The organism is Litoribacterium kuwaitense, assembly GCF_011058155.1.
Taxonomy (GTDB): domain Bacteria; phylum Bacillota; class Bacilli; order Bacillales; family DSM-28697; genus Litoribacterium; species Litoribacterium kuwaitense.
The window spans coordinates 1-12,618 of record NZ_JAALFC010000041.1 but is presented as its reverse complement, the minus strand read 5'-3'; the positions used below and the strand labels follow the sequence as shown (position 1 = coordinate 12,618).

Annotated in this window: 10 protein-coding genes and 1 pseudogene; 6 read left to right on the top strand and 5 right to left on the bottom strand. The window is 42.4% G+C overall.

Annotated elements, in window-relative coordinates; translation table 11 throughout:
- Positions 1-183 precede the first annotated feature (183 nt).
- The 4 genes from G4V62_RS15975 to G4V62_RS15960 form a co-directional block, all read right to left on the bottom strand.
- Positions 184-1,062, bottom strand: a complete 879-nt coding sequence (locus G4V62_RS15975; protein WP_312855516.1) for a carbohydrate ABC transporter permease — start codon at positions 1,060-1,062, stop codon at positions 184-186.
- 17 nt (positions 1,063-1,079) lie between these two features.
- Positions 1,080-1,937, bottom strand: a complete 858-nt coding sequence (locus G4V62_RS15970) for a carbohydrate ABC transporter permease (RefSeq protein WP_165203989.1) — start codon at positions 1,935-1,937, stop codon at positions 1,080-1,082.
- Between the two features lie 34 nt (positions 1,938-1,971).
- Positions 1,972-3,279: an ABC transporter substrate-binding protein gene (locus G4V62_RS15965; protein ID WP_165203986.1), complete on the bottom strand. Its 1,308-nt coding sequence runs from the start codon at positions 3,277-3,279 to the stop codon at positions 1,972-1,974.
- A gap of 589 nt (positions 3,280-3,868) precedes the next feature.
- On the bottom strand, positions 3,869-5,164 hold the full coding sequence (locus tag G4V62_RS15960; RefSeq protein WP_165203983.1) for an ABC transporter substrate-binding protein: 1,296 nt from the start codon (positions 5,162-5,164) through the stop codon (positions 3,869-3,871).
- 238 nt (positions 5,165-5,402) lie between these two features.
- On the opposite strand from G4V62_RS15960, the pseudogene G4V62_RS20880 reads away from it, so the two are divergent.
- From G4V62_RS20880 to phoU, 6 genes and pseudogenes are all read left to right on the top strand, one after another.
- Positions 5,403-6,972: pseudogene (locus G4V62_RS20880) on the top strand (DUF4127 family protein).
- A 543-nt stretch (positions 6,973-7,515) separates the two neighbouring features.
- Entirely contained in the window at positions 7,516-8,541 is a 1,026-nt protein-coding gene (locus tag G4V62_RS15940) for a PstS family phosphate ABC transporter substrate-binding protein (RefSeq protein ID WP_165203971.1), read from the top strand.
- Positions 8,542-8,628: 87 nt separating this feature from the next.
- Positions 8,629-9,576 (top strand): phosphate ABC transporter permease subunit PstC, encoded by a 948-nt coding sequence (gene pstC / locus G4V62_RS15935; protein ID WP_165203968.1) that lies wholly within the window; start codon positions 8,629-8,631, stop codon positions 9,574-9,576.
- Position 9,577: 1 nt separating this feature from the next.
- Positions 9,578-10,456: a phosphate ABC transporter permease PstA gene (pstA, locus tag G4V62_RS15930; protein WP_165203965.1), complete on the top strand. Its 879-nt coding sequence runs from the start codon at positions 9,578-9,580 to the stop codon at positions 10,454-10,456.
- Positions 10,457-10,470: 14 nt separating this feature from the next.
- On the top strand, positions 10,471-11,295 hold the full coding sequence (pstB, locus tag G4V62_RS15925; RefSeq protein ID WP_165203962.1) for a phosphate ABC transporter ATP-binding protein PstB: 825 nt from the start codon (positions 10,471-10,473) through the stop codon (positions 11,293-11,295).
- Positions 11,296-11,331: 36 nt separating this feature from the next.
- The gene (gene phoU, locus G4V62_RS15920; RefSeq protein ID WP_165203959.1) at positions 11,332-11,991 is read left to right on the top strand and encodes a phosphate signaling complex protein PhoU; all 660 of its coding nucleotides are present in this window, start codon (positions 11,332-11,334) and stop codon (positions 11,989-11,991) included.
- A gap of 106 nt (positions 11,992-12,097) precedes the next feature.
- Here phoU and G4V62_RS15915 read toward each other — a convergent pair whose 3' ends face one another.
- On the bottom strand, positions 12,098-12,499 hold the full coding sequence (locus tag G4V62_RS15915; RefSeq protein ID WP_165203956.1) for a hypothetical protein: 402 nt from the start codon (positions 12,497-12,499) through the stop codon (positions 12,098-12,100).
- Between the last annotated feature and the right edge of the window lie 119 nt (positions 12,500-12,618).

The window sequence follows — 12,618 nt, the reverse complement described above, 5'->3', positions numbered from 1 at the left end:
CACTCCTGTACATAAAATACCTATATAATGTAAGTATATGATAAAAAGAAATATAAAATCAATTCAATTCCCTTTATATATGAAATTATATTTCACTTTTTTTAATAGAAGTGGGCCGTTAAAAAAACACCATGGCCGTTTGGACAAAAGTCCAATAGGTCATGGTGTCTTAAAATTTTTAAATTATCCTTTGACAGAGCTTGAGATCGCCGCATCGATAAAACTACGCTGCAAGGCAACAAACACGATAATGACAGGGATGAGAGCAATCATCGCCCCTGCAGCCACAAGGCGTGTATTCGTCACAAACGTTCCCTGTAGCTTATACAGCCCTACGGTAAGTGGATACATCGATTGATCTTGTAAAATTAGCAATGGCCATAGGAAGCTATTCCAGGCACCTATAAATGAAAGAATCGCTAATGTACCAAGCATCGGTTTAACCATTGGGAGTAAAATGCGCCAGAAAATTTGCCAAACGTTTGCACCATCGATGATCGCCGACTCTTCAATTTCACGCGGAATATTTACAAATGCCTGCCTCATTAAGAAAATACCAAATGGTGTTAAAGCCCCCGGCAAGATGACACCCGTAAACGAGTCCATCATACCTAGTGCATTGATCACTAAGTAGACCGGGATCATCGTCACTTCGTTTGGAATCATCATCGTCGCTAAAATGAGTATAAATAAGAAATGACGTCCTTTAAAACGCATTCTTGCTAACGGAAAAGCTGCCGCTGAAGACGTAATTAAGGGAAGCAGCACACCGAAAAAAGTCAAAATTAAACTGTTCATAATATACGTCGGTATTGGGACAACGCTCCATACCTCAAGATAATTGCTCCATGTCGCATTTTCCGGAAGAAGCTGCGGAGGCATAGAAAAAATCGGGTCACTGCTCGCTTTAAACGAAATCGAAACTGTCCATAAAAACGGTATAATCGTAAAAGAGGCAAGAAAAAACAGAAAGAAATAAACACTACCAAATTGTGTAAGATTACGTTTATTCCATGACTTACGCTTTGTTGATACGCCCCGATCTACACGAACTTCTCTCACACTTTTACCTCCTTCCCTTATCGATCCGGATTACGATCTATGAGCTTTTGATTAATCAACGTCAAGATTAAAATAAACAAGAATAAAATAAACGACATCGAGCTCGCATACCCCATATTTAGATTTTGAAAGGCCTCCTTAAAGACGAGTAGAACGACCGTCGTCGAGGCACCAAGAGGTCCACCATCCGTCATCGTTAACATTAAGGTAAATTCTTTAAACGCACCCATCGTTGAGATGACAGCGACAAAGAAAATAACCGGGCGAAGCAAAGGAATGGTGATTAGAAAGTGTTTTTGAAAAAAGCCCGCTCCATCAAGGTCCGCAGCCTCATATAAATCCTTTGGGATCGATTGAAGTCCTGCCAAATAAAAGAGGGTGTAATACCCAAATCCTGACCAAATGGTAACCAAAGCCATACTAGGAACGACCATTTCAGGACTCGTCAACCATTCAAACTGCGGCAAGCCAAAAAAGCCCAGAAAATAGTTGAGAATGCCGTCAACGTTGAACATCCAGCGCCATAAAATCGCGGTTACGACGACAGAGACGAGCACCGGAAAGTAAAAAACAAGGCGAAAGATCCGGATGCCTTTAACCTTTTGATTGGCAAGGACTGCAACAAAAATTGGAAAAATAACAAGAATAGGGGTCACAAGCAGCCAAAAGTAAACGGTGACGCCAAGCGCGCTCCAGAATTCCTCATCCTGGAGCACCTCTACATAATTATCAATTCCAACCCATTCGAGCGGCGCAAAAACATTGTAATTTGTAAAACTTAAACCGAGGGCGCCAACCGCCGGGAGCAGTGTAAACACAAGAAACAGGAGCATTGGGATCGTAAGAAATAAGACAGCATGCCTCGTTTTGTACATTTGTTTTGCACCTCCTCCACCTCATCCGGCTTCATTATTCTTGCAGCAACGCATTTATTTGTGCTTCTAAGTCAGCAATCGCTTGCTCCGGATCGCCATCATTAATTAACAAGCCTTGAAAGGATTTGTTGATCGCTTCTGTAATCTCACCAGCATTTTCATGCGGAATCGTCATGTCCTGTGCTAGCTCAAGCTGCTGTGCAGCATAGAAATTTCCGCGTTTTGCCGGATCGTCACTATCCTCACCTTGCTGAAAATATTCATCTTCCGCGGCAGCCTTCACAGATGGCAGGACATTCGCTTCTTCAGAAAATGCCAACTGGTTTTCTGCATTCGTGACGAATAAAGCAAACTCAACTGCTAAATCAACATGTTCGCTTTGCTTAGGAACGGCAAGGTTCATAATTGATGCATTTTGAATATTGGCGTCGCCTACGAGCGCTGGTGCAGCGTTCGATTTTTCATACACTTGCGGAGCAAGATCTTTCACCTGTCTGAAAAGCTGTGGACCTGTTGTCCAAAACGCTGCTTTCTCTTGAGCATACATCTCTGGGACAGGCATTTGATCAAGTAAAATCCCTTTAGGTATAAGACCTTGGTCATATTGCTCCTTCAGCATCGTCCAAAGCTCGACGGTTTCAGGCGTATTGAGCGCAGCCGCCGTATTATCCTCATTCAGTATCGAAATGCCATGCAAACCTAATAGCGTGTGCATCGTCGGCGTGAGCACCCGTCCATAAGCCCCAGTTTCTTCATAAATCACTTTGGAATATTCCCATGATTCCTCTAACGTTGCCGGCGGCTCATCAAAGCCAGCTGCGGCTAACAATTCTTCGTTATACAACAATCCACTTGTAGATACATACCACGGGACGGCAAAATTCGCGTCACCTACAGATCCAGATTGCCAAATGCCTTCAAAATAATCGTCTTTCGCATCTGCAGCTGCTTCATCCATATTGACAAGTGCGCCGAGTCCGGCTAGCTTCTTCAGAAACAATGTGTTCAAATTAATAACATCAGGTATATCTCCACTTGAAGCCCTCGTCATCACAAGCTGTTCAACTTGATCATATGGTACATCGCGCCACTCAACCGTTACACCTTCATTTGCCGCTTCAAATTCTTCAATAATATTTTGAAAATACTCGTCAAATGTTGGACTTAGAGCAATGGTCATAAAGGAAATTGTTCTTTCGCCTGGCGACTCACTCGCTTCTTGTGAGCCGCCCGCTGATTCTTCGGACGAGCCTCCTGACGAGCTATCTGATGAGCACGCAGCGAGGAACAAGACGAAAACTGCCCAAAGCACAAACCACTTTCTTTCATTTAAGGCTTGCATCTTTACATCCCCCTTTGTCATTAATATAAACTATACAGCAATCCAACCATGAAAACGAATAAATCTGAATTGAGCATTTTTTCTTAACAAAACTCTACCACTAAATTATATATATGTAAATAAATATTCCTTTATTATTTAATTACACGGAGAAAAAATCCAAACACAAAAATGAACTTGCTAAACATTGTCTGTTCTTAAATTTGTAAATGAAATAAAATAGCCAACAACCACAACGATGACTCATAAAACGTACGAAATGATCTAGTCAATCATTGTTCTTCGTTTAATTTAAAAAACACCATGACCGGTTTGGCAAACAACGGGTCCATAGTGTCTTTGTATTTTGCAGTTATTCTTTTACAACACTTTAATCTCCCACCATCGATAAAATTGTTGCTCAAGCGCAACCAAACGACCTTGACCGAGATAGGCGCATTCACCGCACCTGCACGTGTCTTTGTGACAAATGTTCCCTGCAGGTGAGACTAATTGCAGCAAGCAATATTGACTCGAAAAACAGGGGCATTGGGATCATTCAACCGCATGCCTCTTTGCCCTGGCAGCTCCTCTTAATCTGCTTAAAACATTAGTCTTGTAAAATACCATTAATTTCAGCCTCTAAATCGGCAAGTGTTTGCTCAGGCTCGCCGTCATTGATTAACATTTCTTGAAATGACTCTGTGAGTGCATCATTAATTTCACCGGCTTTTTCGTGTGGAATTGTTATATCTTGCGCAATCTCAAGTTGCTGAGCAGCAAAGAAATTTCCGCGCTCTGCTGGGTCGTCACTATCCTCACCCTTCGTAAAGTATTCATCCTGCGCGGCTTCTCTGACCGACGGAAGTGTATTCGCTTCTTTAGAGAAAGCCAATTGGTTTTGGGCATTCGTGACGAAAAGGGCGAAGTCAACAGCTAAATCAACATGTTCACTTTGCTTAGGAACAGCGAGGTTCATAATCGCTGCGTATTGTAAGTTTGCATCACTCACAAGCGCAGGAGCCGCATCTGACTGTTCGTACACGTCAGGAGATAAGTCCTTCACTTGTCTAAATAACTGCGGTCCGGTAGACCAAAAAGCGACTTTCTCTTGCGCATACATTTCCGGAATTGGCATCTGTCCAAGCAGAATGTTTTTCGGGACTAAACCTTGATCATACTTGTCTTTAAGCTTTGTCCATAATTCAACGGCTTCAGGTGTATTTAATTCAGCTGCAGTTGTATCCTCATTAAGAATAGAGATTCCATGCAAACTCATCATCTTGTTAATTTTCGGCTCAATCACTTCACCGTAAGCACCTGTCTTTTCATAGATCACTTCGGAATACTCCCAAGCTTCCTCAAACGTGCTCGGCGGCTCTTCAAAACCGGCTTCGTTCAAAATGTCTTCATTATATAAAAAACCACCTGTTGTGACATACCATGGAATTGCATAATTGGCGTCACCTACCGATCCAGATTGCCAAAGGCCTGTAAAATAGTCCTCTTTTGCATCCGCAGCCGCTTCATCCATATTGACTAAAGCACCTAGTCCAGCGAGCTTTTTTAAATAAAGCGTGTTTAAGTTCATCACATCAGGCAAGTCTCCACTAGATGCCCTCGTCATCACCATCTGCTCGACTTGGTCCATTGGAACATCGCGCCATTCGATCGTTACACCTTCATTTGCTGCCTCATACTCGTCAATCATTTGTTGCAGATATTCGTCAAATGCAGGGCTCAATGAAATCGTCATAAAAGTAATCTCTCGCTCATTCAATTTGTCATTTTCTCCCGTAGCCGTCTTTGCCGAGCCTTCTGGCTTACCTCCTGAAGAACATGCGCTAAGGATTAACACGAATAACATAACCACCATGACCCGCTTCTTAAACACCAAAGATTTCATTTAAATCTTTTCCTCCTTTTAATAACGGTAAAATGATGTGAACATTCTCTTTCAAAACTCTATCATTTTAAAAAATTTATGCAAACAAAAATTCCTTTATCCCTTTTTATTAGGAGAAAATATCCTATATTTATTTACCAATATTGAACTTAAAGGTTAAAATGAGTTAAGAAATCATGTTCACAATTTAAGTCATTAATGATACAAAAATTTCAAAACTATATAGGAGGTAACATCGATGACAACAGTCGTATACGTTCCCCTAGATGAACGACCGTGCAATTTCGCTTATCCGCAAATGCTCGCCTCAATGACGGATATTGACTTAAAGGTACCTAGCCCTTCGCTTCTTGGTCAGAAGAAACGGCCAGCTGATACTAAACAACTCCATCAATGGCTTATAAAACACTGCTCCTCAGCAGATCGCCTTATTGTTTCATTAGATATGCTCATTTATGGAGGTATCGTCCCTTCCCGCCTCCACGATCTATCTGTTGACGAAGGTCTTGAAAGATTAAGCGTTTTATCTAAGCTCAAGAAAATAAACCCACAACTCAAAATTGATGCCTTTCACCTTATTATGCGTTGCCCATCCTACAACAGTAATGACGAAGAGCCGGACTATTACGAAACTCATGGAGCGGATTTACATCTCTACGGCTGGCTGACAGACAAAAACACGCATCATTCGTTGACTGACACAGAGAAAACGCAATTAGCCAATGTACAAGCTCGGCTTCCAGATAACGTACTGCATGACTTTACAAACCGCAGGCGTGTCAATGCAACATTAAACAAAGAGGCCGTTCATCTTCTCGAGCAAGATACGATTAATTATCTTTTTGTACCATTAGATGATCATTCAGAGTACGGATTTTCTTCGCAAGAGCAACGTGAACTTCTTCTGCATATGGACCAGCTAGATGTACTGGAACGCACAGCGATTCACCCAGGCGCAGACGAAGCAGGCTGTATTTTATTCGCGCGCGTTTTTCCGAGGTGAAGGGTTATACCCCTGACTTCTTTCTTGAATATTCATCAACATTAGGTCCAACGATCATTCCAGCGTTAGAAGATCGATCGCTCAATGAAAGTATAAAAGCACAGCTGACCACCGCCCATGCCTATATGACAACGAATGAAGACTCCGCTGACATTCATCTGCTCGTTCATGCACCTGGCGCTGGCCAAGAACGAATGTCTGGCCCTGGAGTACTTCACAAAAGGGATCGTTCATACTTTTCCGAAGTAAATATCCGATCATTCATCCACTCGCTTGAACGCCACCTTAACAAAGGACGTCATGTTGCCATTGCTGATGTAGCGACTTTGAATGGCAGTGATCACCAGCTGATGCGACTGCTGTCGAAAAAAATCTATTGCCTTCCCTCTCTGCTTACGCCGGCTGGAACACGTCCGGAAATACGTTAGGTACAGTCATTGCTCATGCGATCATAGATTCATATGCTAAAAAACACTTTCCCGAACGACAACATTACAGTAGAGCGTTTCTCTTTTATAGATGGTTGGAAGATTGGGGATATCAAGCCTTGATCCGCCAAGACCTCACTGCACATGTCCTTCCAGAAAAACCAGCGACATATTTTGATGTTTCACAAATTCAGCCTGAAATCGAAAGTTTAATCTATGAAAAGCTCACCCATTTTACTGAGCAGTATTTACCTGTATCTTTCCGAAATGAATTTACTCTTTTTAACGTTTATATGCCTTGGAGGCGCATGTTTGAAGTCGGGCTATCGTTGTCCTTTGACGGACAACCGATATGGAAAACAGCAAGTTCTACTTAACGCTCTTAAAAGGTGAAGCGGGAAGTTCGCCTTTGTCAGTTATTGATAGCTGATCCGTGTACTTTGTTCCCTTCCATTGTGATGGGGCTCCTTACCCATACCGATAAAGCTTGCCACTTGCCTCCGAGACCAGTCTTTAATCTCAAGTTACTCGGGAAAATACTAATCTTAGACTGGGTGCCAAAACGTTTTAAAAAATAGAAAAATGACCCAAATAGTGTAGACAACGTCTTTCTACGTGATGTTGTCTATACTTTTTTTAATGGAAACATCTACTATAAATGGACTCTCTAGTGCAAAAGCAAAACATCTAACGAGCATCAGCGGAAAGATCACAAAAGTGACCATTTTTATTGGCAGGCCCCTATTTATGAGCTGTCTTTGTCAAAAATAGATAAGGCTTTTCTGCTCCCACTAGCTTGTTTTCAGAAGTTTCCTTCATTCCAATTTACACAAACTTTACATTCGGTTCGTAATTCATTAACAAACGATTGTTATATTGAGTGCGTAGGAAATTTGGATGATATTAGGGGGATTCAAACGATGAAACGATTGGCTCTAGTGTTTGCCGCTTTTTTATTGATGATTCTAGCTGCTTGTGGTAATGGCGATGGTGGCAGTGACGCATCAAATGCTGAGGGTAGTAATGACACAGAAGCAACTGAAGAAGATGCTAGTGAGGAAGAAGCTACGGATGAGTCTGAAGACGACGCTGCGGCAAGTATCTCTGGCGAAGTAGCCATTGATGGTTCATCAACAGTCTTCCCGATTATGGAAGCTGTTTCTGAAGAGTATGCAAAGGAAAATCCTGACGTTCAAGCACCAATCGGTGTTTCTGGCTCTGGTGGCGGTTTTGAAAAGTTTATTAACGGCGAAACTGACATTTCCAACGCTTCTCGTCCAATTAAAGAAGAAGAGATTGCTGCGCTAGAAGAAGCAGGCATTGAATACACAGAATTTGAAATTGCTTATGACGGTCTTTCAGTTGTTGTGAACAACGAAAACGACTGGGTTGACCAACTATCTGTAGAAGAATTGCAAACAATGTGGCTTGCTGATGGAGCAACAACATGGGCTGACGTCCGTGAAGGTTTCCCAGAAGAGCCAATTGAATTTTATAGCCCTGGTACTGATTCCGGTACATACGACTACTGGAATGAAGTGATTTTAGAAGAAAACCCTATGCGTAAGGATGCTGTTCTTTCTGAAGACGACAATACACTTGTCCAAGGTGTTATTGGAAACAAAAACGCAATCGGTTATTTCGGATATGCTTACTACATCGAAAACAGTGATAACTTGAAAGTTGTTCCTATTGTAAACGAAGCTGGTGAGGCTGTTGAGCCAAGTGAAGATACAATTCGCAGTGGTGACTACAACCCATTGTCTCGCCCACTATTCTTCTATGTGAAAAACTCTTCCTTGCAAGAAAAGCCACAAGTGCTTGACTACGTAAAGTTTGCGCTTGGCAATGCAAAAACGCTTGCTGGTGAAGTTGGCTATGTCGGCCTTCCAGACGAAGAATATGACACTGCTATTGAAAAAGTTGACGAGATCGCTGGTCAATAAGAGCACAAGTGAATACAAAATTACACAGCAGATGGTGGAGTCAACTTCACCATTTGCTGTGATGTCATGTAAAGGGGGCGGTAGCCTATGAGCACTATCCCGAAGAAAGAATCAATTGCACAAATGATTGAACGTAAGAAAAGTAAAAGTAATTGGGGCGGCCAATTAGTTGAACGTGGAATACCAGTCCTATTATGGCTCGCTGCTGTAATCTCTGTTTTGACCACCGTTGGCATAATCTTAACTCTACTCACTGAAACCGTTCGTTTTTTTCAACAAGTCGACTTTTTATCCTTTATCACAGGGACAAACTGGTATCCTTTTTTTGAAGCAGATCCAGAATATGGGATTCTCGCTTTACTTTCAGGGACATTGCTCGTCGCAGTCATCGCTATGATTGTTGCGATTCCACTCGGCTTGGCTACAGCCATTTACTTAAGTGAATATGCAAGTGATGCTGTACGCCGTGTAATTAAACCTGTTCTTGAAGTTTTAGCTGGGATTCCTACGATTGTGTACGGTTTTTTTGCATTGACTTTTGTCACTCCGTTATTGCAAAGTATCATTCCTGACTTGCCATTCTTTAATGCGCTTAGCCCAGGAATTGTCGTCGGAATTATGATTATTCCAATGGTTGCGTCCCTATCAGAGGATGCGATGAGCGCCGTACCAAACTCCATTCGTGAGGGAGCATTAGCTTTAGGGGCGACACGTTTAGAGGTCGCACTAAAGGTCGTTGTTCCTGCCGCGCTGTCTGGCATCATCGCTTCTTTCGTCCTAGCTGTATCACGGGCGATTGGAGAAACAATGATCGTAAGTATTGCAGGCGGGTCATCACCTAAACTGACCTTCGATCCAAGTGAATCTATTCAAACGATGACAGCATTTATTGTTCAAGCGAGTCTCGGAGATATTTCGTATGGTTCAACCATCTACTTTAGTATTTACGCTGTGGGAATTACACTATTTATCTTCACACTCATTATGAACCTTGCTGCCCAATATATTTCAAAACGTTTCAGGGAGGGCTACTAAAATGGCACTCATTAATCAAAATGAGATTGAAAAACGCACCGGGAGCCGCCTCCTTAGAAATAAACTGTCAAAATATCTATTTTTCGCATGTACATTATTCGGTCTCATTGTCTTGACAATTCTTTTCTATCGAGTCATTACGCAAGGGGCTCCTCACCTCTCATGGCAATTTTTCACTGAATTTGCCTCAAGGAAACCTGAGGAATCCGGAATGAAAGCCCCTCTTTTAGGTACATTTTGGCTCATGCTGATCACTGCGCCTGTATCTGTCATCTTAGGTGTCGCGACAGCGATGTATCTTGAAATGTACGCTAAACAGAATCGTTTTACCGCCTTTATTCAAACAAATATTTCTAACTTAGCCGGTGTTCCATCGATCGTTTTCGGACTTCTAGGCTTAACCGTCTTCGTTCGTTTATTTGAAATGGGGCAAAGTGTACTTGCTGGTGGATTAACGTTAAGCTTACTGATCCTTCCAGTCATCGTTGTGGCGTCACAAGAAGCCATTCGGTCAGTGCCCAACGAAGTTCAAGAAGCATCTTACGGACTTGGAGCTACGAAGTGGCAAACGATCTTAAGGGTTGTGCTTCCGGCGGCGATTCCGGGGATTTTAACAGGAAGCATTCTTGCGCTTTCACGAGCCATCGGAGAGACTGCACCGATTATTATGATTGGCGCTTTCACCTTTGTCGCCTTTGTTCCTGAAAATATCTGGTCTGGATTTACGGCGATGCCAATTCAGATTTATAACTGGACCGGTCGCCCACAAGCCGAATTCCATGATATTGCGGCAGCTGGGATCATTCTACTCCTTGGCATGTTGCTCATCATGAACTCCATTGCCGTGTTAATTCGGAATAAATTTACAAAACGATACTAAGGAGTGTGCTCTTTATGTCAATAGAGTTGAAGCCTACCCCAAAGGAAAACGAGCCATTACAAACCAACGAGCAAGTCGAAGCCGCGCAAAATGTGTATGAGGTCAACAATTTCAATCTTTGGTACGGAAATGACCAGGCACTTAAAAATATTGATTTATCCATCGGTGAAAGACAAGTTACAGCCATTATCGGACCTTCTGGCTGTGGTAAATCCACTTTCATTAAATCATTAAATCGTATGATTGAGCTCATTCCTTCAGTGCGTGTATCTGGTTCAATTAAATATCGCGGCGTCAACACACTCGACCGTAAATATAACGTTGAAACATTGCGTACAAAAGTCGGCATGGTCTTCCAAAAGCCAAATCCGTTTCCAAAATCTATTTATGATAACGTGGCTTATGGTCCAAGAATTCATGGCATCCGAAATAAAAAGGTTCTTGATGAAGTCGTTGAAAAAAGCCTTCGTGGGGCAGCGATTTGGGATGAAGTGAAAGACCGTTTAAAAGAAAATGCATTTGGCCTTTCCGGTGGACAACAGCAGCGTATTTGTATTGCCCGTTGTCTAGCGATTGAGCCCGATGTAATCTTAATGGATGAACCAACGTCCGCATTAGACCCTATTTCAACACTTAAAATTGAAGACCTTGTCCAGGAATTGAAAAAAGACTACAGTATCGTCATCGTGACGCATAACATGCAGCAAGCTGCGCGTATCTCAGATAAAACGGCCTTCTTTTTAAACGGAGAGCTGATTGAGTTCGACAAAACAAGCCAGCTGTTCTCAAATCCTGCAGATGACCGTACTGAAGATTACATTACAGGGCGCTTTGGTTAACCCAAAGCCCCTTCTCTTATTGGGAGGAATCTATCTATGAGTCTAAGACAATCTTTTGAAGACGATCTCGCTGAACTTCATGCGATGCTGCTAAGAATGGGGATGAAGGCAAAGGAATCTTTGAGCCGCTCTATGTCTGCGCTCAAAAATCAAAATGTTGAATCCGCCATCCAAGTCATCGAATATGACCCAAAAATCAATCAGTTGGAAGATGACATTAATGAAAAAGCGATTTGGCTTATTGCAAAACAACAACCACTCGCTTCCGACCTTCGTAAATTGATGATGACCGTTAAAATTGCCTCTGACATAGAACGAATTGGTGATCTTTCTGTAAATATTGCAAAATCCACCGTTTTGATTGGAAAAGATCCTTTATTTAAACCTTTAAATGACATTCCAGCAATGGCTGAGCGGGTCACAAGTATGTTTACTGACAGTCTTGATGCTTTCCATCATGAAGATGTCGTCCTTGCACGCGGTATTGCAGATGCCGACGATGAGGTAGATCATACATATGGCCGGCTTATTAATGAGTTAATGCGCACGATGGCTGAGCGCCCTGAATTAATTCAACAGCTCACGCAGCTATCATTCATAAGTCGCTATTTAGAGCGCATCGGCGATCATACGACCAATATCGCAGAAAATGTCATTTACCTAGTCAAAGGGAAAATGTATGACCTTAATGACTGAGTAAAAAACCGTCGCCTTGAACCGCACCCCAATTGTTGGACACATCATCTAACAATTTGAGGTGCAGTTCAGATGGCTACGGTTTTCTATTTGCATTCTACTCCGGCTATTTCATCTGCGCCAGCAACTCAGCATAGGTATCTTTATTACAGATAATAAACAAGCTCGCGTCCTTGGAAATCGCTTCATCCAATCGCCGGTTAATGTCTAAAGAATCACCGTCTGCGATCAACGTGGCTCCTTGATCTAACAATTGCGTAAAGGCATCCCGGTAAGTCTTCCAGCTAGAATGTGGCTTGATTTGGAATACATCTTCCCCTTGTGTGCGGCTGACGAGTTGCGCGTACACTTGACTAATGCCTCGGTCCATCGCCGAGCGAACCGCCATGCGAGAAATGGTGTCTTGAGATAAGAGAAAGTCGTCCACATGAACATGAGAAAAGTTGGCTAAATGATGCTGAACCATCACCTCTGCAGTCGTATGAACTTCAGGCGCAATCCGCTCCACAGTCAAGGCAATCGAAAGCGTTTTGCATCTCGTAAAGTGATATCCTGAATAGAGTCATCGGCAAAAATAATTACAGCCTTCGCTTGCTCAACATTTGCTTGCGCATAAGTATACTCTTC

Coding starts and splice junctions, on each gene's coding strand:
- G4V62_RS15970 (WP_165203989.1), bottom strand. CDS start 1,937: ATGTACAAAACGAGGCATGCTGTCTTATTTCTTACGATCCCAATGCTC.
- G4V62_RS15965 (WP_165203986.1), bottom strand. CDS start 3,279: ATGCAAGCCTTAAATGAAAGAAAGTGGTTTGTGCTTTGGGCAGTTTTC.
- G4V62_RS15960 (WP_165203983.1), bottom strand. CDS start 5,164: ATGAAATCTTTGGTGTTTAAGAAGCGGGTCATGGTGGTTATGTTATTC.
- G4V62_RS15940 (WP_165203971.1), top strand. CDS start 7,516: ATGAAACGATTGGCTCTAGTGTTTGCCGCTTTTTTATTGATGATTCTA.
- pstC (WP_165203968.1), top strand. CDS start 8,629: ATGAGCACTATCCCGAAGAAAGAATCAATTGCACAAATGATTGAACGT.
- pstA (WP_165203965.1), top strand. CDS start 9,578: ATGGCACTCATTAATCAAAATGAGATTGAAAAACGCACCGGGAGCCGC.
- pstB (WP_165203962.1), top strand. CDS start 10,471: ATGTCAATAGAGTTGAAGCCTACCCCAAAGGAAAACGAGCCATTACAA.
- phoU (WP_165203959.1), top strand. CDS start 11,332: ATGAGTCTAAGACAATCTTTTGAAGACGATCTCGCTGAACTTCATGCG.